The 26,097-nt window shown below is 70.7% G+C and carries 25 protein-coding genes and 1 tRNA gene; 21 read left to right on the plus strand and 5 right to left on the minus strand.

The annotated features are described in order from the left end of the window. The first annotated feature begins 93 nt into the window (after positions 1-93). From ruvC to PVE36_RS07675, 10 genes are all read left to right on the plus strand, one after another. Complete coding sequence (gene ruvC, locus PVE36_RS07630) at positions 94-630, plus strand: crossover junction endodeoxyribonuclease RuvC (protein ID WP_277455664.1); 537 nt, start codon at positions 94-96, stop codon at positions 628-630. After that, on the plus strand, positions 627-1,226 hold the full coding sequence (gene ruvA / locus PVE36_RS07635) for a Holliday junction branch migration protein RuvA (RefSeq protein WP_277455665.1): 600 nt from the start codon (positions 627-629) through the stop codon (positions 1,224-1,226). The genes ruvC and ruvA overlap by 4 nt, the downstream gene beginning before the upstream one ends. After that, complete coding sequence (gene ruvB / locus PVE36_RS07640; RefSeq protein WP_277455666.1) at positions 1,223-2,347, plus strand: Holliday junction branch migration DNA helicase RuvB; 1,125 nt, start codon at positions 1,223-1,225, stop codon at positions 2,345-2,347. Before ruvA ends, ruvB begins: the two co-directional genes overlap by 4 nt. A 136-nt stretch (positions 2,348-2,483) precedes the next feature. After that, positions 2,484-2,783: a preprotein translocase subunit YajC gene (yajC, locus tag PVE36_RS07645; RefSeq protein WP_277240881.1), complete on the plus strand. Its 300-nt coding sequence runs from the start codon at positions 2,484-2,486 to the stop codon at positions 2,781-2,783. Position 2,784: 1 nt separating this feature from the next. Beyond that, positions 2,785-4,671 carry a protein translocase subunit SecD gene (gene secD / locus PVE36_RS07650; protein ID WP_277455667.1) on the plus strand — a complete coding sequence of 629 codons (1,887 nt, stop codon included), beginning with the start codon at positions 2,785-2,787 and terminating at the stop codon, positions 4,669-4,671. Further along, positions 4,671-5,897 (plus strand): protein translocase subunit SecF, encoded by a 1,227-nt coding sequence (gene secF, locus PVE36_RS07655; RefSeq protein ID WP_277455668.1) that lies wholly within the window; start codon positions 4,671-4,673, stop codon positions 5,895-5,897. The genes secD and secF overlap by 1 nt, the downstream gene beginning before the upstream one ends. Further along, positions 5,897-6,424: an adenine phosphoribosyltransferase gene (locus tag PVE36_RS07660; RefSeq protein WP_277455671.1), complete on the plus strand. Its 528-nt coding sequence runs from the start codon at positions 5,897-5,899 to the stop codon at positions 6,422-6,424. The genes secF and PVE36_RS07660 overlap by 1 nt, the downstream gene beginning before the upstream one ends. Before the next feature lie 9 nt (positions 6,425-6,433). After that, a complete protein-coding gene (locus tag PVE36_RS07665; RefSeq protein ID WP_277455672.1) occupies positions 6,434-8,728 on the plus strand; it encodes a bifunctional (p)ppGpp synthetase/guanosine-3',5'-bis(diphosphate) 3'-pyrophosphohydrolase in 2,295 nt (764 codons plus the stop codon). Between the two features lie 66 nt (positions 8,729-8,794). Continuing rightward, positions 8,795-9,109, plus strand: a complete 315-nt coding sequence (locus PVE36_RS07670) for a hypothetical protein (RefSeq protein WP_277455674.1) — start codon at positions 8,795-8,797, stop codon at positions 9,107-9,109. A 119-nt stretch (positions 9,110-9,228) separates the two neighbouring features. Beyond that, a complete protein-coding gene (locus tag PVE36_RS07675) occupies positions 9,229-9,930 on the plus strand; it encodes an HTTM domain-containing protein (protein WP_277455676.1) in 702 nt (233 codons plus the stop codon). A gap of 34 nt (positions 9,931-9,964) precedes the next feature. Here the strand turns inward: PVE36_RS07675 and PVE36_RS07680 are convergent, their stop codons facing one another. Further along, positions 9,965-11,341, minus strand: a complete 1,377-nt coding sequence (locus PVE36_RS07680; protein ID WP_277455679.1) for a DUF349 domain-containing protein — start codon at positions 11,339-11,341, stop codon at positions 9,965-9,967. Positions 11,342-11,398: 57 nt separating this feature from the next. Here PVE36_RS07680 and PVE36_RS07685 point away from each other — a divergent pair, with 57 nt between their 5' ends. Then, positions 11,399-12,103: an MBL fold metallo-hydrolase gene (locus PVE36_RS07685; RefSeq protein ID WP_277455681.1), complete on the plus strand. Its 705-nt coding sequence runs from the start codon at positions 11,399-11,401 to the stop codon at positions 12,101-12,103. Then, positions 12,100-13,470 (plus strand): histidine--tRNA ligase, encoded by a 1,371-nt coding sequence (gene hisS, locus PVE36_RS07690; protein ID WP_277455683.1) that lies wholly within the window; start codon positions 12,100-12,102, stop codon positions 13,468-13,470. The genes PVE36_RS07685 and hisS overlap by 4 nt, the downstream gene beginning before the upstream one ends. Positions 13,471-13,500: 30 nt before the next feature. On the opposite strand, the gene PVE36_RS07695 is transcribed toward hisS, so the two are convergent. Next, complete coding sequence (locus tag PVE36_RS07695) at positions 13,501-13,932, minus strand: helix-turn-helix transcriptional regulator (RefSeq protein ID WP_277455685.1); 432 nt, start codon at positions 13,930-13,932, stop codon at positions 13,501-13,503. A 593-nt stretch (positions 13,933-14,525) separates the two neighbouring features. On the opposite strand from PVE36_RS07695, the gene xerD reads away from it, so the two are divergent. The 9 genes from xerD to PVE36_RS07740 all read left to right on the plus strand — a co-directional run bounded on the left by xerD (position 14,526) and on the right by PVE36_RS07740 (position 22,416). Further along, positions 14,526-15,437, plus strand: coding sequence for a site-specific tyrosine recombinase XerD (gene xerD / locus PVE36_RS07700; protein ID WP_277455785.1), 912 nt, complete (start codon positions 14,526-14,528; stop codon positions 15,435-15,437). A 66-nt stretch (positions 15,438-15,503) separates the two neighbouring features. Further along, on the plus strand, positions 15,504-16,391 hold the full coding sequence (locus PVE36_RS07705; RefSeq protein WP_277455686.1) for an AAA family ATPase: 888 nt from the start codon (positions 15,504-15,506) through the stop codon (positions 16,389-16,391). A 5-nt stretch (positions 16,392-16,396) separates the two neighbouring features. Beyond that, the gene (locus PVE36_RS07710) at positions 16,397-17,281 is read left to right on the plus strand and encodes a ScpA family protein (RefSeq protein ID WP_277455687.1); all 885 of its coding nucleotides are present in this window, start codon (positions 16,397-16,399) and stop codon (positions 17,279-17,281) included. After that, a complete protein-coding gene (gene scpB / locus PVE36_RS07715) occupies positions 17,274-17,924 on the plus strand; it encodes an SMC-Scp complex subunit ScpB (RefSeq protein WP_277455688.1) in 651 nt (216 codons plus the stop codon). The genes PVE36_RS07710 and scpB overlap by 8 nt, the downstream gene beginning before the upstream one ends. Continuing rightward, complete coding sequence (locus tag PVE36_RS07720; protein ID WP_277455689.1) at positions 17,921-18,847, plus strand: pseudouridine synthase; 927 nt, start codon at positions 17,921-17,923, stop codon at positions 18,845-18,847. The genes scpB and PVE36_RS07720 overlap by 4 nt, the downstream gene beginning before the upstream one ends. A 142-nt stretch (positions 18,848-18,989) precedes the next feature. After that, positions 18,990-19,970 carry a prephenate dehydrogenase gene (locus PVE36_RS07725; protein WP_346780633.1) on the plus strand — a complete coding sequence of 327 codons (981 nt, stop codon included), beginning with the start codon at positions 18,990-18,992 and terminating at the stop codon, positions 19,968-19,970. Positions 19,971-19,992: 22 nt separating this feature from the next. Beyond that, positions 19,993-20,691, plus strand: coding sequence for a (d)CMP kinase (cmk, locus tag PVE36_RS07730; RefSeq protein ID WP_277455690.1), 699 nt, complete (start codon positions 19,993-19,995; stop codon positions 20,689-20,691). A gap of 139 nt (positions 20,692-20,830) precedes the next feature. Then, on the plus strand, positions 20,831-22,243 hold the full coding sequence (gene der / locus PVE36_RS07735) for a ribosome biogenesis GTPase Der (RefSeq protein WP_277455786.1): 1,413 nt from the start codon (positions 20,831-20,833) through the stop codon (positions 22,241-22,243). A gap of 99 nt (positions 22,244-22,342) precedes the next feature. Continuing rightward, positions 22,343-22,416, plus strand: a tRNA-Pro gene (locus PVE36_RS07740). A gap of 92 nt (positions 22,417-22,508) precedes the next feature. Here the strand turns inward: PVE36_RS07740 and PVE36_RS07745 are convergent. From PVE36_RS07745 to PVE36_RS07755, 3 genes are all read right to left on the minus strand, one after another. Next, on the minus strand, positions 22,509-22,745 hold the full coding sequence (locus PVE36_RS07745) for a DUF2249 domain-containing protein (RefSeq protein WP_277455691.1): 237 nt from the start codon (positions 22,743-22,745) through the stop codon (positions 22,509-22,511). Between the two features lie 235 nt (positions 22,746-22,980). Further along, entirely contained in the window at positions 22,981-24,858 is a 1,878-nt protein-coding gene (locus tag PVE36_RS07750; RefSeq protein WP_277455692.1) for a multicopper oxidase domain-containing protein, read from the minus strand. Then, positions 24,855-25,949 carry a hypothetical protein gene (locus PVE36_RS07755; protein ID WP_277455694.1) on the minus strand — a complete coding sequence of 365 codons (1,095 nt, stop codon included), beginning with the start codon at positions 25,947-25,949 and terminating at the stop codon, positions 24,855-24,857. The genes PVE36_RS07750 and PVE36_RS07755 overlap by 4 nt, the downstream gene beginning before the upstream one ends. Positions 25,950-26,097: the final 148 nt, after the last annotated feature.

The raw sequence follows: 26,097 nt of genomic DNA on the forward strand, positions 1-26,097 counted from the left end.
CGGCGTGTCGACGGTCGTCAGCCGGTCGTCGACCCGTAGTGTCCTAGAACAGGTGTTCTACTCGGAGCGCCCGAAGCGATCGAGGAGGTCCCCGTGCGCGTGCTCGGCGTGGACCCGGGGCTGACCCGGTGCGGCCTCGGCGTCGTCGACGGCGAGGCCCGTGACCTGCGCATGGTCGCCGTCGGGGTGGTGCGCACGAGCGCGCAGCGCTCGGCCGGGGACCGGCTGGCCTACATCCAGGACCAGCTCGATGCCTGGCTGGACCGCTTCGACCCCGGGGCGATCGCCCTCGAGCGGGTGTACGCGGCCGACCACGTGCCGACCGTCATGACCACCGCGCAGGTCAGTGGTCTCGTCCTGCTCGCCGGGGCCCGGCGTGGTCTGCCCGTCGTGCTCCACACGCCCACCGAGGTCAAGGCCGCCGTCACCGGGACCGGTCGGGCCGACAAGGCGCAGGTGACGACGATGGTCACCCGCATCCTCACCCTCGACGAGGCCCCCCGGCCGGCGGACGCGGCCGATGCGCTCGCCCTCGCGATCTGCCACCAGTGGCGGGGGAGCGGTCAGGCGCGACGGGAGCTCGCCGCGGCCGGCGAGAGGGCCCGTCAGCGGGCGGTGGCCGCTCGATGATCGCCTCGCTGCGGGGGACCGCGAGCCACGTGGGGCTGGACCGGATCGTCGTGGACGTCCACGGGGTCGGGCTGCTCGTGCACACGCCCCCGGCCGTCGCGGCCGGGTGCCGCCACGGGTCCGAGGTGGAGCTGGCCACGAGCATGGTCGTGCGCGAGGACTCGATGACCCTCTACGGCTTCTCCGCGGTGGGAGAGCGCGACACCTTCGAGCTCGCCCAGACCGTGACCGGGGTCGGGCCACGCGTGGCCATGGCCCTGCTGTCCGTCCTCAGTCCCGAGGAGCTGGCCACCGCCGTCGCCGCCGACGACATCACCACCCTGACCAAGGTCCCGGGCATCGGCAGGAAGGGGGCGGAGCGCATCGCCCTCGAGCTGCGCGGCAAGCTGCCCGAGGTGCCCGGTGCGGCCGCGACGGCGGCGCCCGCCGCCTCGGGCGGCTGGCAGGACCCGGTGACCGAGGCGCTCGTGGGCCTCGGGTACTCGGCCAAGCAGTCCGCCGACGCGGTCGACAAGGTCTCCCGGGAGGGCGGCGAGAGCTCCCCGGCCGATGTCTCCACCGCCCTCAAGGCGGCCCTGCAGGTGCTGGCGCGATGAGCGACGGCTTCAGCTCCGAGATCCGCGTCGCCGAGGACGACCCCCGTGAGGACGATGGCTCCTACGACGCGACCGCCCGGATCGTCGACGCCGCGGGCACCGACGACGACGGAGTGGTCGAGGCGGCCCTGAGGCCGCGTCGCCTGGCCGACTTCCCGGGGCAGCCGAAGGTGCGCGACCAGCTCGGTCTGGTCCTCGAGGCCGCCCGCCTGCGCGGCGCGCCCCCCGACCACGTGCTGCTCTCCGGCCCGCCCGGCCTGGGCAAGACCACGCTGGCGATGATCGTCGCCGCGGAGCTCGAGCAACCGATCCGCGTCACGTCGGGTCCCGCGATCCAGCACGCCGGCGACCTCGCCTCGGTCCTGTCCTCCCTCACCGAGGGCGAGGTGCTCTTCTTCGACGAGATCCACCGCATGTCGCGCCCCGCGGAGGAGATGCTCTACCTCGCGATGGAGGACTTCCGGGTCGACGTCATCGTCGGCAAGGGCCCGGGCGCGACGGCCATCCCGCTGGAGCTGCCCCCCTTCACCGTCGTGGGGGCGACGACCCGTGCCGGGCTGCTGCCGGCGCCCCTGCGTGACCGCTTCGGCTTCACCGGTCACCTCGACTACTACGACGACGCCGACCTGGAGCAGATCCTGGCCCGCAGCGCGGGCCTGCTGGAGGTCGAGGCGGATGCCGACGCGCTGGCCGAGATCGCCCGACGCTCCCGCGGGACGCCGCGCGTGGCCAACCGGCTGCTGCGGCGGGTGCGGGACTGGGCCCAGGTCCACGGCACCGGCCGGGTCGGGCTCGACGCGGCCCACCGGGCGCTGGCCCTCTTCGACGTCGACGAGATCGGCCTCGACCGGCTCGACCGCGCGGTCCTGGACGCCTTGTGCCGCCGCTTCGGCGGTGGGCCGGTCGGCCTGTCCACGCTCGCGGTCTCCGTGGGTGAGGAGACGGACACCGTGGAGACGGTGGCGGAGCCGTACCTGGTGCGTCAGGGGTACGTGGTGCGCAGCCCCCGGGGTCGCATCGCGACGCCGGCGGCGTGGGAGCACCTCGGGCTCACCCCTCCGGCAGGGGCGCAGACCCCCCTTCCCCTGCCCGACGAGCCCGAGGCCGGACGCCTCGGATGACGGCCACGGAACCCCGCCACCGGCCTACCCGTTGGTCACCCCGGTGGCCTGATTAGACTCGGCCATTGGCTCGGGGGCTCCCGAGCCACTGTGACGTCGCCCTGACCGATCGGTCCCGACCCAGGAAGTCCCACTCATGAACGAAGGCTCGCAGACCGCCAGCCTGCTCCTGCTCGTCCTCCCGCTGCTGCTCATCGGCTTCATGCTGTACTCGGCCAGGAAGCGCCAGCGCACCATGGCGGAGTTCTCCGCATCCCTGCAGGTGGGTGACGAGGTCTTCACGACCTCGGGCATCCTCGGTCGGATCACCGACCTCGACACGGACCGCGTCCGCCTCGAGGTCGCACCGGGCACGGTGCTCACCCTCGACCGGCGGGCCATCGGGATGAAGGCAGAGACCGGCGCCGAGGCGTCCACCGACAACGGGCAGGACTGACGTGGAGGCTCGTCGCAGCAAGGACGCTGCCCGCAAGGACAACGCCACCCGCACCCTGATCTGGCTCTTCGTGGGCATCTTCGTGCTCATCGGGGCACTGGGGTACGGCGTCGTCAGGGAGAGCGCCACGTGGGCCCCCCGACTGGGCCTGGACCTGGCCGGGGGCACGCAGATCATCCTCGAGCCCCGGGTGGAGGGTGACCAGGTCTCCCCGGAGCAGCTCTCCCAGGCACGCGACATCATCGTCCAGCGCATCGACTCCCAGGGCACGACGGGTGCCGAGGTGACCACGCAGGGCGACACCAACATCGTCGTCGCCGTGCCCGGCTCCCTGACCGAGGAACAGGAGGAGGCCATCTCGGCCTCGTCGCAGATGCAGTTCCGGCCCGTCCTGGCCACGGCGCTGGGCAGCCCGCAGGCCGGTCAGCCGTCCCCGTCGGGCACCGAGTCGCCGACCCAGGGGAGCGAGTCCCCGACCTCCGGTGCCGGTGACGACGCATCGACCTCGGACGAGAAGGCATCCGACGGCGAGACCTCCGACGGCGGTGCGCAGTCGGTCGAGGCGACGCCCGAGCCGACCGACGAGCCCACCACCGACGCGTCGTCCCCCTCGGACGAGGAGACGCCCGCCGACGACCCCAGCGCCTCGCAGAGCGAGAGCCCGGCGGGCCAGGGCCCCGCGGAGGGCATCGACTGGAGCCCGTCCGGCGAGCCGACCGGCCCGATGGACCCGAACCACGTCTCCGAGGAGCTGTGGGAGAAGTTCCAGGAGCTCGACTGCTCGAAGCCGCCGGAGCAGGCCCCCGTGCAGACCACGGACCCGATCGTCGCCTGCGGGCAGGACGGTCAGCTGAAGTACGTCCTCGGACCCGTGGTCGTCCCCGGCAAGGACATCGCCGACGCGGAGGCCGGGTACCAGGTCAGCCCGCAGGGCGCCCAGACCAACACCCCCGAGATCTCGCTGACCCTCACGGACGAGGGGCGCGAGGCGTACAAGGACGTCTCGACGGAGATGGTCGGCATGCAGCCGCTCAACTCCGCCTCGCCGGTCAACCCCCCGGCCTCCTACAACGCCCTCGCCGCGGTGCTCGACTCCCAGGTGCTCATCGCGCCCGGCTTCAACGAGGCCATCCCGAGCGGACGGGCGAGCATCACCGGCTTCGACATCGAGGAGGCCCGCTCCCTGGCGCAGTCGCTGAAGTTCGGTGCGCTGCCGATGTCCTTCGACCTGCAGACGCGCCAGGAGATCAGCCCGACGCTCGGCTCCGAGCAGCTGCGACTGGGCATCATCGCCGGCATCATCGGTCTCTTCATCGTGCTGGGGTACGCCCTCCTGCAGTACCGCGCGCTGGCCAGCGTCGTCGTGGGGTCGATGGTCGTCGCCTTCGGCATCACCTATCTGGCCATCGCCCTGCTGTCGTGGGGGTACAACTATCGCCTCGACATGGCCGGGGTGACAGGTCTGATCATCGCCATCGGTGTCACCGCCGACAGCTTCATCGTCTACTTCGAGAGGGTCAGGGACGAGTTGCGCGAAGGGCGCAACCTGCGTGCCGCGGTCGAGGCCGGGTGGGCCCGCGCCAAGGGCACGATCCTCGTCGCGGACGGCGTCAACTTCATCGCCGCGGTCGTCCTGTACGTCCTCGCCAGCTCCGGGGTGCGCGGCTTCGCCTTCACCCTCGGCCTGACGACCCTGATCGACCTGGCGATCTTCTGGCTCTTCACGCACCCGATGCTCACGATCCTCGCGCGGAACAAGTTCTTCGCCTCGGGCCATCCCTGGTCCGGTTTCGACGTGAACACGCTGCGCGAGGCCAAGCTGCGCTATCGCGGCCGTGGCCAGGTCGACATCGACCCAGCCGTCCGCCCGGCAGGAGGGACCGCCTGATGAGTCGCTTGGCGGACTGGGGCAACGACCTCTACACGGGCCGACGATCGTTCGACTTCGTCGGCCGCTCCAGGACCTGGTACAAGGTCTCGGCAGTCATCATGGTCATCGCCGCACTGGGCTTCATCGTGCGCCCGTTGAACTTCTCGCTGGAGTTCACCGGCGGCACGGAGTTCCGGGTGGCCACCCAACAGGCGCCGGACGACTACGAGTCCCAGGCGACGGCGGCCGTGCGCGAGGTCTCCGGACCCACTGCGTCGGCAAACGTCTCCACCATCGGTGGGGACATCGTGCGGGTGCAGACCGAGGAGCTCGAGGCCGGCGAGATCCGCGACGTCAGCGATGCGCTGGCCGAGAGCTTCGACGTGCAGTCGGACGACATCAGCTCGAACCTCATCGGTCCCTCGTGGGGTGCGTCGGTGAGTCAGGAGGCCCTGCGTGCCCTCGTGGTCTTCCTGCTGCTGACGACGTTGATGATGACGCTGTACTACCGCAACTGGAAGATGGCCGTCTCCTCGATGGTGGCCCTCGCCCACGACATGCTCATCACGGTCGGGATCTACACATGGGTCGGATTCGAGGTGTCGCCGGCGACGCTGATCGGCTTCCTCACCGTCCTCGGGTACTCCCTGTACGACACGGTGGTGGTCTTCGATCACGTCAAGGAGAACACCCGCGCGGCCTTCTCCAACCGGCGCAGGAGCTTTGCCGAGGCCGCCAACCTCGCGGTGAACCAGACCCTCGTGCGCTCGGTCAACACGACGGTGATCGCCGTGCTGCCGATCATCGCGGTGCTCGTCATCGGCTTCGCCTACCTCGGCCCCGGCACCCTCCTCGACCTGTCCTTGGCGTTGTTCATCGGTATGACCGTGGGTGCGGTCTCGTCGGTCTTCATCGCCACGCCGTTGCTGGTGGATCTGCGTCGCAAGGACCCCGAGGTCGTCCGGCTCGCCGAGGACGCGGAGAACTCGCAGGCGCTGCGGCAGCGGGAGGCAGAGCGGCGTGCGGCCGCCGCGCCCGAGCCCGCCCGCGTCGGTGGTCCCTCCACGTCGTCCACACAGGCGAAGGGGGCGACGGGCCCCTCGTCGACCCCGACCGGGGATGCCGGCACGCCCGCCGACGGCGACGCCCAGACGGTCACCGGTCGCACGGTGCACAAGTACGCACGGTCATCGGGACCGCGCAACCAACCGAAGAAGACGCCCCGGAACCGGCGGAGGAGCTGATGTCCGGCACCCTGGCCGAGCGGATCCTGGCGACCATGCGAGAGGTCGAGGACTTCCCGGAGCCGGGGGTGACGTTCAAGGACATCACCCCCGTGCTGGCGGACGGTGGTCTCCTCGCCGAGGCGGTCCGGGCACACGCGGACCCCTACCGGGGCCAGGTCGACCTGGTCGCGGGTCTCGAGGCGCGGGGCTTCATCTTCGGTGCGGCGGTCGCCCTGCACCTCGGCGTCGGCTTCCTGCCGGTGCGCAAGGCAGGCAAGCTGCCCGGTCCCACCGTCGGTGTGGACTACGACCTGGAGTACGGCAGCTCGCGCGTCGAGGTCCATGCCGGGGATCTGCCCGACGGCGCTCGGGTGCTCGTGGTCGACGACGTCCTGGCGACCGGGGGCACGGCAGCAGCCGCCTGCCGACTCGTCAAGCAGTGCGGGGGCACCGTCGTCGCCGTGGAGGTCCTGACGGAGATCGTGGCCCTCGGTGGTCGCGCGCTGCTGGAGGGCCGTACCGTGCGGAGCCTCACCAGCGTCTAGGCTCTCTGCATGAGCGAGCGCAACACGGGCACCGGCGGGTTCTCCGCACGGTCGTTGGCGCGCGCGTCCCTGGCCCGGATCGGGAGTGGCCGAGCAGCCACCCCCGGCGTGCTCGACCCGCTGCTGACGATCGTGCGGCAGAGCCACCCAAAGGCCGACCTGTCCATCATCGAGCGCGCCTACGACGTCGCCGAGCGGAAGCACCAGGGCCAACGTCGCAAGAGCGGCGATCCGTACATCACGCACCCGCTCGCCGTCACGACCATCCTCGCCGAGCTGGGGATGACCCCGGTGACCCTCGCGGCCGCCCTGCTCCACGACACGGTCGAGGACACCGACTACAGCCTCGACGACCTCGAGGAGGAGTTCGGGGCAGAGGTGGCCAAGCTCGTCGACGGCGTGACCAAGCTGGACAAGGTCACCTACGGCGAGAGCGCGCAGGCCGAGACCGTGCGCAAGATGATCGTCGCCATGGCCCGGGACATCCGGGTCCTCGTGATCAAGCTCGCCGACCGGCTGCACAACGCCCGGACGTGGCGGTACGTGTCGGCGGAGTCCGCCCAGCGCAAGGCCCAGGAGACACTCGAGATCTACGCCCCGCTGGCGCACCGCCTCGGGATGAACACGATCAAGTGGGAGCTGGAGGACCTGTCCTTCGCGACGCTCTACCCCAAGGTCTACGAGGAGATCGTGCGCCTGGTCGCCGAGCGTGCCCCGGCCCGGGAGGAGTACCTGGCCACCGTGCGGTCGCAGGTCGTGCTGGACCTGCGCGAGGCGAAGATCAAGGCGACGGTCACCGGCCGCCCGAAGCACTACTACTCCGTCTACCAGAAGATGATCGTCGGCGGTCGGGAGTTCGGTGAGATCTACGACCTCGTGGCGGTGCGCGTCCTCGTCGACACCGTCCGTGACTGCTACGCCGCACTCGGCGCGCTGCACGCCCGATGGAACCCCCTTCCCGGGCGGTTCAAGGACTACATCTCGCTGCCGAAGTTCAACATGTACCAGTCCCTGCACACGACCGTCATCGGTCCACAGGGCAAGCCGGTCGAGATCCAGATCCGCACCCACCAGATGCACCGCCGGGCCGAGTACGGCGTCGCGGCGCACTGGAAGTACAAGGACCAGGCGCGCGCGGACAGCGGTCAGGTCGTCGAGGACGGCCAGGTCGGCGAGATGGCGTGGCTGCGCCAGCTGCTGGACTGGCAGCGCGAGACCGCGGACCCCAGCGAGTTCCTGGACTCCCTGCGGTACGAGATCAGCACCAACGAGGTCTACGCCTTCACCCCCAAGGGGCAGGTCATCGCCCTGCCGGCCGGCTCGACGGCGGTGGACTTCGCCTACGCGGTGCACACCGAGGTCGGTCACCGGTGCATCGGGGCCCGCGTCAACGGTCGCCTGGTGCCGCTGGACTCCGCCCTGGACCACGGCGACGCGGTCGAGATCCTCACCTCCAAGGCCGAGGGTGCCGGCCCCTCGCGGGACTGGCTCAACTTCGTCCGGTCGGCCCGGGCCCGCAACAAGATCAAGCAGTGGTTCACCAAGGAACGCCGGGAGGAGATGGTCGACTCCGGCAAGGAGGCCATCGCCAAGGTAGTGCGCAAGCAGAACCTCCCGCTGCAGCGCATCCTCACCGTGGAGAGCCTGACCTCCGTCGCGAGCGAGCTGCGACGCCAGGACGTCGACGGCCTCTACGCAGCGGTCGGGGAGGGGCACGTGTCCGCGCAGCACGTGGTCTCCCGACTCATCGCCGCCGTGGGCGGCGAGGACGGAGCCACCGAGGACCTGGCCGAGGCCACCCTGCCCGGACCGCCGCGGCATCGCCGCAGCGGCACGGACCCGGGCGTCGTCGTCAAGGGCGTCGACGACATGTGGGTCAAGCTCGCCAAGTGCTGCACGCCGGTGCCCGGCGACGAGATCATGGGTTTCATCACCCGGGGCAACGGCGTCTCCGTGCACCGCACCGACTGCACGAACGCCAAGTCGCTGCGGAAGGAGTCGGAGCGCTTCATCGAGGTCGAGTGGGCCCCGAGCAGCTCCAGCCTCTTCCTCGTGCAGGTCCAGGTCGAGGCACTCGACCGCTCTGCGCTGCTCTCCGACGTCACCCGGGTGCTGTCGGAGTCCGGGGTGAACATCCTCTCCGCCACCGTGCACACCTCGCGCAACCGCGTGGCGATCCTGCGGTTCACCTTCGAGATGGGCGACACCGGCCACCTGAGCCACGTCATCCAGCAGGTCAAGCGCACCGAGTCGGTCTTCGACGCCTTCCGCATCACCGGGGGCCAGCTGCCGAGCAAGGGCTGAGCCGGCGGAGAAATCTGCCTGCCTCGACTCCGCCGCTACGGTGCCGAGTGTGGCTAGGATCCCGCCATGGCGGTGAGGCGGGGGCTGGTCGCGGCGGTGATCGCAGCGCAGTTCTGCGTGCCCTTGGTCGCCCTGCTCGCCAGCGCTCCACCCACACGGCTGGGCTTCCAGATGTACTCGGGCCTGGGTGGTCTGGACATCACCGTCGAGGACGAGCGCGGCGAGGAGCTCGAGTACGACCCCGCCGACGTCCTGGCCGTTCCACCACGGATCGAGATCGACTGGACGCGTCGGCTGCCGGAAGCACTCTGCGAGGCCACCGGCGCGGCCCGGGTGACTGTGACACGCGACCGGGAGAGCTCGAGGACACTGGAGTGCTGACACAACGCGTGGATCCGCGTCCGATCGGCATCGCCAGGATCTGCCTGGGCCTGGCGGGGCTCCTCAACACGTTGGAGCTCTTCGTCATCAACACCGGCCTCTCCTCGGGGAAGCTGACCGTGCCCTACTTCGCCTGGGCGCCGACGATCACCCCTACTGCCGCGTTGGTGGTGATGGCGATCGCAGTGACAGCGACGGTGATGATCATCGTCGGCATCGGGACCGCCGGCGGAGCCGTCATCTACTCACTCACCACGACGACGGTGCTGCTGTGGGACCAGCAGACCTACAGTAGCCACCAGATTCTGGTGGTGCTGCTCGTTGCCTGTCTGGCGTTCGCCGAGTCCGACCGGGTCTACAGCCCGGTGCGTCGTCCCGAACACCGGCCGGATGTGCCGTGGTGGCCGCAGCTGCTGATGATGACCCAGCTGAGCGCCCTCTACCTGTTCGCCGGTCTGTCCAAGATCAATCATGAGTTCCTGTCCGGGGGCCCCTTGTCCACATGGGTGGGTGATGCCCTCCCGGACTGGATCTTCCAGCCGATGGCGGTGGCCACGGTGGTGACCGAGGCCGTGGTTCTCGCGGTGGGCCTGTGGCTGCCGCGGGTGAGGGTGATCTCGGTGGTGGTGGGGGTGTGCCTCCACCTGAGCATTCTCGTCCTGATCTCGGAGGGCCTGCTCAACCTGTTGCAGCTGATCGCCTTCGCACTCGCCTGTGTCCCGCTCTATCCGCTGTTCCTCACGCGTCCGCGCCCCCCGTCTGCGGTCCGCACGGGCACCGCGCCGCTCACGAAGGGAGCCCCCAGACCGACCATGTCGTGATCTCGGGGCTCCCCGGGCCGCGGTTGGGAGAAGGTCAGCCGCCGAACTCGTCCAGCCCCTTGCGGGCCTGGTCCAGCCACATCTGCTGGGCCTCGATCTGCTCGCGGACCCTCCTCGCCCGGGAGGCGTCCCCCTTCGCCTCGGCCCGCTCCAGGTCCGACTCGAGGTCGGTCACCTTGGACTCGAGCTGGGTGACCATGGACGCCGCGCGAGCCGACTTCTCCGGGTTGACCGAGGACCACTTCTGGTCCTCGGCGTCGCGCACGGTCTGCTCGACGCGGCGCATGCCCTTCTCCATGCGGTCGATGTCACCACGCGGCACCTTGCCCGCCGCCTCCCAGCGCTCCTGGATGTCACGCAGCGCGGCCTTGGTCTTCTCCAGGTCCTTGACCGGCAGGAGCGCCTCGGCCTCGGCGAGGATGCCCTCCTTGACGGCGAGGTTGCCGCGGAAGGCCTCGTCCTCCTTGGCCGCCTCGGCGTCCTTGGCGTTGAAGAAGGCGTCCTGGGCGGTGCGGAACCGCTCCCAGAGCCGGTCGTCGTCGGCCCGGCCCGCGCGGCCGGCCCGGCGCCACTGGTCCATCAGGCGCTTGAACGCCCCGGCGGTGGCGTTCCAGTCCGTGGAGGTCGACAGGCGCTCGGCCTCGGCCACGAGCTCCTCCTTGTGGGCCTTGATCTCCCCACGGGACTGCTCGAGCTTGGCGAAGTGGGCACGGCGTGCCTTGTCGAAGCCGTTGCGGGCCTTGGAGAAGCGCTGCCAGAGGGGTGCCTCGACGTCCTTGTCCAGCCGGACCTTGCCGCGCTGGTGCGCCTTCCACTCGTCCAACAGCTCCCGCATGCGGGCGGTGGACTGCTTCCACTGGACCTTCTCGACCGGCTGCGCGGCGATCTTCTCCGCCTCGGCGACGATGACCTCGCGCTCGGCCGCGGCCACCTTCTTCGCCTCGGCGCGCTCGCTCGCCTCGTGCTTGCGCTTCTCGGCCAGTCCTGCGTCGACCTCGGCGATCAGGGCGGCCAGGGCCGGCAGGTCGCCGACGACATTGGGCTTGTCGGCGTGCTCGTGCAGGGACTTCAGCCCGTCCGCGATCTCCTTGGCGGTGACCTCGGGGGAGTCGAGGCGCTGACGCAGCAGTCCGGCGGAGGCGAAGAGCTCGTCGTACTTGCGGGCGAAGTACTGCAGAGCCTCCTCCGGCGAGGCACCCGGGTAGGAACCGACCTCGCGTTCCTCGTCCCCGTCGCGGACGAAGACGCGTCCTTCCTCGTCGGCCCGGCCGAAGGCCGCGGACGCGCTGTGGTCGTCCGTGACCCCTTGGATCTCGGGGGCCGGGGTCACGGCCGGTCGGGTGGGAGCCAGCTTGGCCAGGGCTGCTGGCGAGGGCGCCGTGGGGCGCGGGGCATCTGTCTCGTCGCTCACACTCCCGAGGTTACCCATTCACACGTCGGATGCAGGCCTCCACGTAGGGTTCGGTGCGTGCTGACCTTCTCCTTCCCGGCGCAGGCCTTCGGAACGAACTGCTATGTCCTCGCGGACGGACCCGGCGAGGAGTGTCTCGTCGTCGACCCCGGCATCGGGATCGAGGAGACCCTCCGTGAGGTCCTCACGACCCACCGGCTCAAGCCGGCCGCGGTGCTGCTGACCCACGGTCACATCGACCACGTCTACTCGGTGACCCCGGTCTGCGGTGGCGAGCTGGCGGCCTACATCCACTCCGACGACCGCTATCGCCTCGTCGATCCGCTCGGCAGCTCCTCGCTCGGCGACCAGCTGACGGGGATGCTCGAGCAGCAGTTCGGCAGGAAGGCGACCTGGCGCGAGCCCGAGCGCGTTGTCGAGGTGACCGACAGCGAGACCGTCTCGGTGGCCGGTATCGACCTGGACGTCGTCCACGCGCCCGGCCACACCGAGGGATCGGTGATGTTCTCCCTTCCCGGCCTGCCCGACGGCATCCCGGACGAGGCCGAGGTCGATCGCACCCTCATCACCGGGGACGTGATCTTCGCCGGGTCGATCGGCCGCACCGACCTCCCCGGGGGGTCGGCGGAGGCCATGCAGCGCTCCCTCCGCGACGTCGTCCATCCGCGTCCCGACTCCAGCCTCGTCCTGCCCGGCCACGGCCCGGCGACCACGCTGGCCCGCGAGAAGGCGACCAACCCGTACCTGCAAGGACTGTCATGAGCAACCCCCGGCCGACCAAGGTCACGCCCCTGTCCGGGTTCCCGGAGTACCTGCCCGAGCAGCGGATCATCGAGCAGCACTTCCTCGACGTCATCCGCTCCACCTTCGAGCTGCACGGCTTCCCGTCGATCGAGACACGCTCGGTCGAGCCGGTGGAGCGCCTGCTCGGCAAGGGCGGTGATGCCGACAAGGAGATCTACGGCATCCACCGCCTCGCCGACGAGGGCGGTGAGGGACGCTCGGAGGCGGAGCTCGGGCTGCACTTCGACCTGACCGTGCCCTTCGCCCGCTACGTGGTGGAGAACGCAGGCCGGCTGAACTTCCCCTTCCGTCGCCACCAGATCCAGAAGGTGTGGCGTGGCGAGCGGCCCCAGGAGGGGCGCTACCGCGAGTTCACCCAGTGCGACATCGACGTCGTCGACGTGGGGGAGCTGGCGCCCCACTTCGAGGCGGAGATGCCACTGGTCATGGCCGAGATCTTCGCCGGGCTGCCCATCCCCGAGATGGTCATCCAGGTCAACAACCGCAAGATCCCTGAGGGCTTCTACCGCGGGCTGGGCATTGGTGCGGACGACCCCTCCGAGATCCAGGACACCCTGCGCATCGTCGACAAGCTGGACAAGATCGGTCCGGACAAGGTTGCTGCCCTCCTCGTCGAGGCCGGCCGCACGCCCGAGCAGGCGCAGGCCTGCCTCGACCTGGCCGCGATCCGCACGCAGGACACCTCCTTCGTCGAGCGCGTCCGCGACCTCGGCGTGGCACACCCCGTCCTCGACGAGGGCCTCAGCGCGCTGGCCGCGGTCATCGAGACCGGTGCAGCGGCCGCACCCGGTGCGATGGTCGCCGACCTGCGCATCGCCCGCGGGCTCGACTACTACACCGGCACGGTCTACGAGACGCAGCTCGTCGGGTACGAGTCCTGGGGCTCCTTCTGCTCCGGCGGTCGCTACGACGAGCTCGCGAGCGACGGCAGGAACACCTACCCCGGCGTCGGCATCTCCATCGGCCTCTCCCGGCTGCTCGGCCTGCTGCTCGGCAAGGGCCTGGTCGGAGCGAGCCGCAAGACCCCCTCAGCGGTCCTCGTGGCGGTGACGGACGAAGGGAGCCGGTCGGCGTCGGTGGCCGTGGCCACCGCGCTGCGGTCGCGGGGGATCCCGTGCGAGGTGTCACCGGCCGCGGCGAAGTTCGGCAAGCAGATCCGTTTCGCGGAGCGTCGCGGGATCCCCTTCGTGTGGTTCCCGGGTGCGGGGGAGACGGGGGACCAGGTCAAGGACATCCGCTCCGGTGACCAGGTCGACGCGGAGGCCTCCACGTGGGCCTGCCCGGAGCACGACCTGCACCCGCAGGTCGTGCGTCTGGAGGAGTGAGAGCGTCTCGGTGCACCACGTGCAGCACGGTCACCGGGCGCGCGTCCACACCCAAGGCCCTTCGTGGCCGGTGCCGCGTCCGTCGACCAGGCGCTCGGTCGAGGACCGGAGGCGCACTGCGCCGGTGGTCGGCAGTCGTCGTCTGCCGGCATCACGAGCCACGAGATCAGGGACCCCCCACGCCACGTCACTCTCCTCGCCGAGAGCGCTGGCGGTCTCAACGGTCTCGGGGACGATGGCGAGACGGTGGCCGGTCAGCGCCAGTAGGGCCTCGACCTTGTGGAGGGGGAGGGCAGCCGCATCGACCTCGGCCCTGGCGAGGGCGGAGCGACTCCACCCGATCTCCTGTGCCGTCTCGCGTTGACTGTGACGGTTCTCCCGTCGATGACGTCTCAGCACGAGACCGATCCGCCGCCCGAGGGTGATCCGCGCACGCTCGCGGGCGAGGACGTCCGACAGCACGGGCGAGGTCCTGCCCGGCAGTGATGAGGGGCCGGCCTTCTCGGTCGGTGCCGGACGGGGCCAGAAGAGACAGGGCAGGCAGTCCTCACATGCACCATCGCCCTGATCGGCGCACCACGTGCAGGACATCGGGCACGTGATGTCCCCTTCGTCGTCGTCTCCGGACGGATCCATGTCCCTACTGCACACCCGCCTGGGCCGACGTGAGCGCGGAGACGGACGATGCGTGGGCCGTGCCCGGACAGGAAGGTGCTTGTGGACGAGAGACGCCGGCACCGACGCCGGCCCGGTGTGCTGGGGCGACGCAGCCGAAGATCCAACTGCCTACGCTCCTGCTCCACCTCACGGGCACTGACCGCGAGGTGGAGCAGGAGCGTAGGCACGAAGGACCACCCACGGACAGGCCAGCTGCAGAGCCCCCGCCCAATCGAGTGATCATTGCGAATCGGACACAGGCATGGTCTCCGTCGCGCACGCCGCCCTAAACTCCCGGCGTGGCTTCGCCACCCGTGGGCACAATGGGGTGTCCACGGCTCAACGAAGCCACGTGAACGTCCGCGGAAGGGGAGCGCTGTCCCGTGAGCACGACCCCCATGGAGCGGGCCGTGCGGACCTGGCTGACGCAGCTGGACGTCGAGCGAGGAGTCTCCGCCCACACCCTGACCGCCTACACCCGGGACGCCCGGCGCTACCTCGACCACTTGGCGACCCGGGGCGTCACCACCCCCACCGAGGTCACCGAGGCGCACGTCGCCGAGTTCCTCGCCTCGCTCCGCTCCGGTGACGACGAGCATCCTCCGCTGGCGGCCAGCTCGGCCGCCCGCTCCCTCACCGCCGTGCGCGGGCTGCACCGGTTCCTCGCCCTTGAGGGGGAGACCACGCACGACCCGGCCGAGGACGTGGCCCCGCCGGCGCCCCCTTCGCGCCTGCCCAAGGCCATCAGCGTCACGGAGGTCACCCGCCTGCTCGACGCGGCCGGTGTCGGCGACGGTGCCCTGCCGCTGCGCGACCGGGCGCTGCTCGAGGTGCTGTACGGCACGGGGGCCAGGATCTCCGAGGCGGTCGGTCTGGACGTGGACGACCTCGATCTCGAGGTGGGGGCGGCCCGGCTCCTGGGCAAGGGAGGCAAGGAGCGGATCGTGCCGCTCGGCTCCTACGCCTGCGAGGCCGTGGAGGCCTGGCTGGTGCGGGGACGTCCCGGCCTGGGGGCGAAGGGGAGAGCGGGCCCCGCGCTCTTCCTCAACCAGCGCGGTGCCCGATTGTCACGGCAGAGCGCCTGGGCCGTCATCACCGCAGCAGCGCAACGAGCCGGTCTGACCGGACACGTCTCGCCGCACACCCTCCGGCACTCCTTCGCCACGCACCTGCTCGAGGGGGGCGCCGACGTCCGGGTGGTCCAGGAGCTGCTCGGCCACGCCTCCGTGACGACCACGCAGATCTACACGATGGTGACCGTCCAGCAACTGCGTGAGGTCTACGCGCAGAGTCATCCCCGCGCGCGCTGATAGTGTCATCGCTGATCGATCAGCGAGACGCTGAACGCACGCGAGACGCGATGGAGTGATCCGACTGTGGCATCCGAGGTGACGCCGCCGCTCGACATCGAGCACGAATGGACCCAGAACGGGCCGACCGGTCGACCCCTGCCGACCTTCCCGGAACCACAGCCGTTGGACTCCCACGGCCCCGCACGCATCATCGCCATGTGCAACCAGAAGGGCGGCGTCGGCAAGACGACCACGACGATCAACCTCGGCGCAGCGCTCGTCGAGGCCGGACGCCGTGTCCTGCTCGTCGACTTCGACCCGCAGGGCGCGCTGTCCGTCGGTCTCGGTGTCCCCACGCACTCGCTCGACACGACGATCTACGACCTGCTCGTCTCGCGCGGCCACGACATCAGCGAGATCATCCAGCACACCTCCGTCGAGGGCCTGGACGTCGCCCCGGCCAACATCGACCTGTCGGCCGCGGAGGTCCAGCTCGTCGGTGAGGTCGCGCGCGAGCAGATCCTGGCCCGCGTCCTGCGTCCCGTCGTCGACGACTACGACGTCATCCTCATCGACTGCCAGCCATCCCTCGGGCTGCTCACCGTCAACGCGCTGACCGCCGCCCACGGCGTGATCATCCCGCTGGAGACGGAGTACTTCGCCATGCGTGGCGTCGCCCTCCTCGTCGAGACGATCGACAAGATCACCGACCGGCTCAACCCCGCACTGAGCATCGACGGGATCCTCGGGACGATGTACGACGGCCGTACCCTGCACAGCCGCGAGGTCGTCGAGTCGGTCGTGGAGCACTTCGGCGACAAGGTCTTCCACACCGTCATCTCCCGGACGGTGAAGTTCCCCGACGCGACGCTCGCCGCCGAGCCGATCACCACCTACGCCACGGGCCACTCCGGGGCCAATGCCTACCGGCAGCTGGCACGCGAGCTCATCTCGCGCGGCGGGTCGCCCTGACGGCCGTGGACGGCGCCGACACCGCGGTCCCCGGCGGGGTCATCACCACACGCGGGTCCGAGACGGCCTTCACCGTCCACCTGGACAACTTCGAGGGTCCCTTCGACCTGCTGCTCGGCCTGATCTCCAAGCACCAGCTGGACATCACCGAGATCGCCCTGGCCAGGGTCACCGATGAGTTCATGGCGCACCTGCGCGCGCTGCAGGCGAGCGAGCCCGCGTGGGACCTGGGGCAGACCAGCGAGTTCCTGCTCGTCGCCGCGACGCTGCTCGACATCAAGGCCGCCCGGCTGCTGCCCGACACCCGGGAGACGGACGAGGACGACCTCGAGCTGATCGAGGCCCGGGACCTGCTCTTCGCGCGGCTGCTGCAGTACCGCGCGTTCAAGGACGTCGCCGACCACGTCGAGGCGACGATGGCCACGACCGGTCGGATGACCCCCCGCCAGGCCGGCCTCGAGCCGCACCTCGCCACGCTCCTGCCGGAGCTGGTCATGACCGTCACCCCCGAGCAGCTGGCCATGGTGGCCGCCCGGACGCTGACGCCCAAGGAGCCGGAGACCGTCGGCCTGACCCACCTGCACGCGTCCGCGGTGAGCGTGCGCGAGCAGGCGCTCCTCGTCGTCGACCGCCTGCGCACCGAGGGTGCGCTCTCCTTCCGCACGCTCGTCCGGGACGCGGACTCGACCCTGATGGTCGTCGCACGCTTCCTGGCGCTGCTGGAGCTCTTCCGCGACCAGCAGGTCGTCTTCGACCAGGCCGAGGCGCTCGGCGAGCTGGACGTGCGGTGGACCGGGAGCGATGAGGGCACCGTGGACGTCGGTGCCGAGTTCGACGAGGGGGAGGCACCGCCCCCTTCGCCCGATGATGGAGAGAACAACGATGAGTGAGCCCACCGACCACGCCGACGCGCCCGTGGAGGCGGACGTGCCCGGGCCCGAGGGCGAGGACGTCCAGGTCGCCTTCGACGTCGGCGAGCTCCCCGGGGGAGCGAAGGGGGCGATCGAGGCCGTCCTCATGGTCGTCGAGGAGCCCGTCACCGACGTCGCCCTCGCGTCCGTGCTCGAGCTCCCCGTCGAGGAGGTGCGCACCGTCCTGGCGGAGATCGAGGACCAGTACTCCGGCGGGGACCACGGCTTCACCGTCCGCAACGTCGGCGGCGGGTGGCGCTTCTACAGCCACGCGGCCTACGCGCCGGTCGTCGAGCGCTTCGTCCTCGACGGGCAGCAGGCGAAGCTGACGCGGGCCTCGCTTGAGACCCTCGCGGTCATCGCGTACCGCCAGCCCGTCTCGCGGGCCCGTGTCGGAGCCGTGCGCGGTGTGAACGTCGACGGCGTGGTGCGTACCCTGCTCACGCGCGGCCTGATCACGGAGGTCACCAAGGACGAGGAGTCCGGTGCGACCCTGTATGGGACGACTGCGTACTTCCTCGAGCGGATGGGGCTGAACTCCCTGGACGACCTGCCCCCGCTCGCCCCCTACCTTCCCGATGCCGCAGTGCTCGACGATCTCGTGAGTGAGGCCCGACCATGACACCGCCCAGCAACCGACGCCCTTCCGGCGGATCCGGCGCACCCAGCGGCCGCGGACCCAACCGCGGCCCCGGTCAGCGCCGGCGTGGCCAAGGAGGTCGCCAGCAGCCCGAGCGCGGCACGACCGGGCGCACCCGGCCCGGGCAGCCCGACCTCGCCCCGCCCGAGCCCACCGGCCCGCAGATCGACGTCCACGACCCCAAGGGCACCCGGCTGCAGAAGGTCCTCGCCGCGGCGGGCATCGGCTCGCGCCGGGCGTGCGAGCAGCTGATCACCGACGGCCGCGTCATGGTCGACGGCCACGTGGTCACCGAGCTCGGCGTGCGGGTCGACCCCCTCCACCAGACGGTGCACGTCGACGGCGAGCGGGTGCAGCTGGACGAGTCGCGGGTGTACCTCGCCTTCAACAAGCCCGTCGGGGTCGTCACGACCATGTCCGACGAGCTCGGTCGGCTCAACATCGGCGACTACGTGGCGGGGCGGCCGGAGCGTCTCTTCCACGTCGGTCGGCTCGACGCCGACACGGAGGGCCTGCTCATCCTCACCAACGACGGGGACCTGGCCCACCGGCTCCAGCACCCCGCCCACGGTGTGCTCAAGACCTACGTCGCCGAGGTGCCCGGGCCGGTCGCCAAGGACCTGGGCAAGCGCCTGCGCGAGGGCATCGAGCTCGACGACGGGCCGGTCTCGGTCGACTCCTTCCGGATCATCGACTCGCGCCCCGGCAAGGCGATCGTCGAGGTGATCCTCCACGAGGGGCGCAAGCACATCGTGCGGCGCATGCTCGAGCAGGTGGGCCACCCGGTGCTCTCCCTGGTGCGCACGCAGGTCGGTCCGATCACGCTGGGCTCGACCAAGTCCGGCCGGTGGCGGCCGCTCAACCGCGACGAGATCGGCAAGCTGTACAAGGCCGCGGGGCTGTGACGACCTCGGCGGAGGCGAAGGGGGCCGCCTCCGGCCTCCCACCCGTGCACATCGTCGGGGCCGGGCTGATCGGCACGAGCGTCGGCCTGGCCCTCCGGGGGTCGGCGTCGACGTCTCCCTCGAGGACCAGTCCGAGACCTCGGTGGCGCTGGCCCGTGACCTCGGCGCCGGGAGGATCACCGGCGAGGTGGCACCCGGTCTCGTGGTCGTGGCCACGCCCCCGGATGTCGCGCCCGGGATCGTGCTGGAGTCGCTGCGGCGGTGGCCGGAGGCCGTGGTCACGGATGTCACGTCGGTCAAGCAGGTGATCCTCGCCGACGTCGTGCGCGCAGGGGTGCCCATCCACCGGTACGTGGGGTCCCACCCGATGGCCGGGCGCGAACGCTCGGGTGCCATCAGTGGCCGCGCCGACCTCTTCGAGGGCCGGTCCTGGGTCCTCTGCCCGCACGAGACCACCGACCCGAGGGCCACCGAGCTCGTGGCACGGCTCGCCCGGGCGACGGGCGCCGCGGTGAGCACGCTCAGCCCGCTCGACCACGACGCCGCGGTCGCCGCCGTCTCGCACGTGCCCCAGGTCGCTGCTTCGCTCGTCGCCGCCCGTCTGGAGCACCTGAGCGAGCAGGCCATCGGTCTCGCCGGCCAGGGCGTGCGCGATGTCACCCGGATCGCCGCCAGCGACCCGGGCCTGTGGACGCAGATCCTGTCCGGCAACGCACCCGCCGTGGCCTCGATCCTGCGCGACCTGTCCGCGGACCTCACCCGAGTCGTCGGCGCCCTGGACGCCCTGGGTGACAGCGAGGACGACGTGGCCGATGCACCCGGCGCCCGGGCCGTCCTGGCGCGCAGCATCGCCGACGGCAACGCCGGCCACTCGCGACTGCCGGGCAAGCACGGTGCCGGGACGGACGCCTACTCGGTCGTCAGCGTCGTCGTCGACGACAGCCCCGGTGAGCTGGCCAGGCTGCTCGTCGAGATCGGCGAGGAAGGCGTCAATCTCGAGGACCTGCGCCTCGACCACGGCATCGGGCTGCCCTTCGGGCTCGCCGAGGTCCACGTGCTGCCACAGGTCGCCGGTCCCCTCACCGAGGCCCTGCAGTCGCGGGGCTGGCAGATCCACGGCTGAGCACCGACTAGGCTGACCCCTCGTGACCAGCCAGCCCACCCCCTTCGTCATCGCCGTCGACGGACCCTCCGGATCAGGGAAGTCGAGTGTCTCGAGGACCGTCGCCAGCACGATCGGCGCCGGTTACCTGGACACGGGAGCGATGTACCGGGCGCTGACGTGGTGGTGCCTGCACGACGAGGTCGACCTGCTCGACCACGAGGCCGTCGCCGCAGCGGCACGGTCGTTGCCGCTGGAGATCGGGGACGACCCCGCTGCCCCCTCCGTGCACGTCGGCGGCACTGACGTCGCCGAGGCGATCCGCAGCAGCGGCATCTCCTCCCAGGTCTCACGGGTGGCGACCGTGCCGGCCGTGCGCACCGAGATGGGCCGTCGCCAGCGGGCGCTCATCGACGACATCGCGGCCCGCAGGGGTGCGTGCGTCGCCGAGGGACGGGACATCACCACCGTGGTCGCTCCCGACGCGCCCGTGCGGATCCTGCTCACCGCGAGCGAGGAGGCGCGGCTGCGTCGTCGCTCCCTCGAGGTGCACGGTGTCAGCGACGAGGCCGCGATCGCCGCCACGCGCGACCAGGTGGTGCGGCGTGACCGCGACGACTCGACCGTCTCCCAGTTCACCGTGGCCGCTGACGGTGTCGTCGTGGTCGACACCTCCGAGCTGGACTTCGACGGCTCGGTGGACGCCGTCATGGCCGTGGTCCGCGCCGCCCGGGCGGGCTGAGCGCGACGAGTCCGGTCATCTGCCCGATGACTGCGACAATGGGCCCAACCCCACCGATTTCACCAGGAGCACCGTGGACACCACCCCCGAGCCGACCGACGCCGGTCACGACCAGTACGCAGAGGGCGTCGAGCGCGTCCTGCGCGCGGGTCTGGACGACTTCGAGCTGACGCCGGAGGACCGGGCGCTCATCGACGGCTTCCAGGAGTCGACCGAGGAGGTCCCCAGCGGTCCTCTCCCTGTCGTCGCGATCATCGGGCGGCCGAATGTCGGCAAGTCGACGCTCGTCAACCGCATCCTGCGTCGCCGCGAGGCGGTCGTGGAGGACACGCCGGGCGTCACCCGGGACCGCGTCGCCTACGAGGCGGAGTGGGCCGGACGCGACTTCACGCTGCTCGACACGGGTGGCTGGGAGATCGGTGCCGAGGGGATCAACCTGCGGGTGGCCGAGCAGGCCGAGATCGCCATCGAGATGGCCGACGTCGTGATCTTCGTCGTCGATGCCATCGTCGGTGCCACGGACGACGACGAAGCGGTCGTCAGGCTGCTGCGCCGCTCGGGCAAGCCGGTGGTGCTCGTGGCCAACAAGGTCGACGACCAGCGTTTCGAGGCCGACGCCGCCGCTCTGTGGAACCTCGGTCTCGGTGAGCCGATGCCCCTGTCCGCGCTCCACGGACGGGGCAGCGGCGATGTCCTCGACGCCGTCCTCGACGTCCTCCCGCAGGTCTCCGCCACGGGCACGGCCCCGATGGCGGGCGGGCCGCGGCGGGTCGCCCTCCTGGGCCGGCCCAACGTGGGCAAGTCGAGCCTGCTCAACCGCCTCGCCGGGGAGGACCGGGTGGTCGTCGACGACGTCGCCGGGACCACCCGCGACCCGGTGGACGAGGTCATCGAGCTCGGTGGGCGTCCGTGGACGTTCGTCGACACCGCCGGTATCCGCCGTCGGGTCAAGCACACGCGCGGCGCGGACTTCTACGCGTCGCTGCGCACCCAGGCCGCACTGGAGAAGGCCGAGGTCGCGGTCGTCCTCATCGACACCCACGAGCCGATCACGGAGCAGGACCTGCGGATCATCAGCCAGGTCGTGGACAGCGGCCGGGCACTGGTCATCGCCTACAACAAGTGGGACCTGCTCGACGAGGAGCGGCGCTACTACCTCGAGAAGGAGATCGACCGGGAGCTCATCCAGGTCACCTGGGCGCCGCGCGTGAACGTCTCGGCCCTCACCGGTCGCCACGTCGACAAGCTCACTCCGGCACTGGACACCGCCCTGGACTCGTGGGACAGCCGGATTCCGACCTCACGCCTCAACGGGATGCTCGGCGAGATCGTGGCGGGCCACCCGCACCCAGTGCGTGGGGGCAAGCAGCCGCGGATCCTCTTCGCGACCCAGGCCTCCACCCGTCCTCCGCGTTTCGTCATCTTCGCCTCCGGGTTCCTCGAGGCGGGGTACCGGCGCTTCCTGGAGCGTCGCCTGCGCGAGGAGTTCGGCTTCGAGGGCACACCCATCGAGATCTCGGTCAGGGTGCGCGAGAAGCGCCGTCGGCGCTGAGCACCGCTCCGCGAGTGGGTCACCGACACACGCCCCGGGTCGATTGGGACGGCGTGGCCCGCGTGGGATAAGGTGACGTGGCTCCTGACGGAGCAGCCACGGGCTGTGGCGCAGTTTGGTAGCGCACGTGACTGGGGGTCACGGGGTCGCAGGTTCAAATCCTGTCAGCCCGACCGGGTGATGTCCCGGAACATCAGCGAGGGCCGGACCTGCTTCGTGCAGGTCCGGCCCTCGTCGTTCACTGGTGGGTGCGCCCGTGCTCGTCTCAGGCCGTCGGGCGGCCGATCCGCACGCGCCAGACCTCCGGCCCCTGCTCGAGGTAGTCCCAGGTGAACTGGTCCGTGTACTCGGCGTCGAACTGGTAGTAGAGGGGCTTCGGGTCGTGGTCGTTGACCAGCTCGAAGCCCGATCCCGGGGTCAGTGCGTGGTACGTGTCCAGGATCAGGGTGTGGCGCCGGGCCGGGGCCTCCGCGCGGACATCGAGCTGCTGGTCGGTGCTCATGCTCCTCCTTGGGTGCTTGTGTGGGTGGGGCTCCCGCCTCTGCGGGCAGTCGGGCGAGGAAGTGCATGAGCCCGTTGACCCGCTCGGCCTCGTGCGGGTGCGAGTCGCGCAGCACCGTCTGGTCCCATGCGTCTCCCTCGTCATTAAACACGGTCAATCCCGTGTTTATAAGCGCACGGTACCGCACCACCCTGCCCGGGCGACAGCCGCGGCCTCCCGCGGCAGGGGCAAGGGCTCAGGTGACCTCGAACAGGCCCAGTGCGCCCTTCTCGCCGTCGCTCATGACGTGGTTGACGAAGGGGTAGCGGCCCGGCTCCGTGAAGGTCAGCTCGACGAAGCCACCCTGGGCAGCCAGCAGGCCGAGGGACTGGCATCCGCCCGAGGTGGTTCCGGGTGGGTCCAGCGGGCCGCGACCACGCTTCAGCCGGTAGCTGCCCTCCTTGTACACCGTGTCGAACTGGGCTCCGACGACGTGGAACGACAGTGGCCGGTTCGGTCCCAGGTCGAGGGCCCAGACACGGATGCGTTCGCCCACCTTCGCCCGCAGCGGGCGGTCGACGTACTGGTTGACGTAGCCGTTGAACACGACGGCATCGGGCTCGTCGTCGACCACCTTCGTGCTGTTGACCGCCTCACCCTGCGGTCCGAGGTGGATCTCGGACTGGGCGATGACGTATGAACGGTCCACCTCGGTCAGGCCCTCGGGCTCGACGACGACCGCCCCGGCGAGCCCCGAGGCGATGTGCGTCGACATCGGCGGGGTGCCGCAGTGGTACATCCAGATCCCTGCGCGAGCGGCCGTGAACTCGTAGCGCAACGTCTCGCCGGGCGGGATGGTGCGCATCTCCCGGTTCGGTGCGACCTCGCTCGCGTGGAAGTCGATCGAGTGACCCATCGTCCCCTCGTTGACCAGGGTGACCACGAAGCGGTCGCCGACCCGTCCGTGGAGGGTGGGGGCCAACGAGTCGCCGTTGTAGGTCCAGCGCAGCTGTGTCACGCCCGGAGCGATCTCGATCGGCACCTCCGAGATGCTCAGGCTCACCTCACGGACCGAGGAGTCCCCCAGGGGCGGCAGGGTCGGGTCGATCCCGGGGAAGTCCTCGCCCCAGCTGTCCCTGAAGTCGATCCGCGGCGCCTCGTCGTCGCGGTCGTGGCCCGGCTCCTGCGTGCCGTGCACGGACCCGGTAGCGGTGATCCGGAAGACCATCCCCATCTGACGGTGGCCGACGACGGAGCACCATCCCTGCGTGTCCGCCACTACGGGACCGACGTCGAAGGTCGCCTGCTCGCCGGGGGCGAGCCGTGGCGACGCGGTGCCGTCGACCAGGACCAGGTCGTGGACGTCGGTGGAGTCGGTGTTCTCCAGCTCGATCACCAGCCGGTCACCCACGTCGACCGCGACCTCCTCCGGATGGAACCGCATGTCGTGGGCTCGAACACGCACCCGGCGCGTACGACCGGCCCCCGGGCCACCGCGCCGGGCGCCACCGGGGGCGGCCGCCCGCCCCAGACCTGCGGCGGCCGGGTCCAGGCCGACGCCGACGCTCGTGCCGATCGCAATGATCCCTGCGCCGGTGAGCAGCTCCAGACGCGACCAGGCGGGAGCCGACGGCCCCGCCGGGTGCTGCGCCTGTGGGTGATCGCGCCGGCCCCCTGCAGCCCGTGCGGCCCGGACGGCACGGACCAGCAGCGGGAGGGCCAGCGCCAGGGCGAGCCCCGCCAGGACGGCCATGACGAGGGCCACGAGCGAAGGGGTGGCCAGAAGGCACAGGGCCAGCCCCAGATTGGTCACGACCACTCTGCCGGTGCCCCACCGCTCGAGCTCGACGGCAGCGTCATGCGCAGCTGCCGGGCTCCTCCCGAGCAGACGGGGAAGGACCCGCGTCGTCACCCCCAGCACGACCTGCAGCGCGAAGCCCACGACGAGCAGGACGGCCACCCGGACGGTCGTCAGCGAAGCCGACGGCGCAACGGAGAGCGCCGCGAGGACGGCCGTGGTGAGGCCGAGTACGAGCCACCCCACACCCGCCACGGAGGACGGCAGCGAGAAGGTCGGGGGAGGACTCTGCCGCGACCACGTGCGCCACACCGGGGTGCGGCTCACCCCTCTCATGGGGCCCTCCCGGCAGTCGGTCCGGCGATGGCCGACCCGGCGGCGATGACGACGAAGGCGAGGAGTGCGACGACGTTGAGGACCGCTCCCGTCTGCCACACGGTGTGCAGGCCGGCGAGGTCTCCGGGCACGAGTCGGATCGCCAGGCCGATGTGCAGCAGGACGAAGGGGGCCCACATCACCGGTCGATAGGGAAGGGGGCGGCGCAGCACCGCAGGCAGGATCACCGGGGCGTGGGCCATCACCATCGAGATGGCGAAGCCCAGCATGACCGCGTGCACCACCAGGTCGTAGTGGACGCCGCTCGTCTGGGCGCCGCCGACCAGCCACACCACCGCTGCCAGGAGGAGCCAGACATAGCCGCCGAGCAGGGCGGCCGCGCTGAAGCGTGGGAGACCCGTGGACCGGATCGTCCGCCGAGCGACGTCGTTGCGCACGAGCCAGAGCACGAGCGAGGCGATGACCAGGCCGCTGAGCCTCGCCCCGGCAGCCGGCCACAGCAGCGTGGCGACCAGCGTGACGGTCAGGAGCCCGGCGTGCAGGACCAGGGTGCGTCCGCCGGTGGGCGGCATGTGCAGCCGAGCCAGCTCGACCCGTTCGGCACAGATCGTGAGGACGACGAAGCCCACGAGCCACGGCATCAACCAGGGGACGTCGAGCCGGAGCCAGAGACCGGCGCCGATCGTCAGGTGGAGGGCGGCGAGGAGCTCGACGAGGACGACGTCGTCGTGGTTGCGCTGGAAGAGGGCGGCATAGACGGTGACGAGGGCGATGCCACCGCCGACCAGCAGGGCCTGACCCACCACAAGGGGCAGCGGGGTGAGCAGAGCGAGGCCCCCCGCACCCAGCAGGAGTGGCACAGCGAAGGCCGAGACCCGCCGGAGCGCCACCGCCCGCTCCAAGGCGATGAGCGTCGCCAGGAAACCGCCGACCATGAGCATCCCGTGGAGGTCGCCCGCCCGCGCGGTCGGTGCGGGCGCCCAGACGCCGACGAGCACGAGTGCGGCATTGGCGCCGGCGAGCATGGCCAGGCCCGCGGGGAGCAGGAACACGCCCCGGAAGAGCGGTGAGGCCGTCCCAATGTTTTTCACGAGACCAACCGTATATAACTGATTGCGGATGTGCTGCACCGCGTCCGTACCCGTCAGCCGACGATGGGAGGCGCCCCAAGGTCACAGTCGGGTGTACGTCCAGCATTTGGTCCCCCGTTCCTCCGGGTGCCGGTTATGCTCCGCAGCG

Source organism: Janibacter sp. DB-40 (assembly GCF_029510815.1).
In the GTDB taxonomy this organism is placed as follows: domain Bacteria; phylum Actinomycetota; class Actinomycetes; order Actinomycetales; family Dermatophilaceae; genus Janibacter.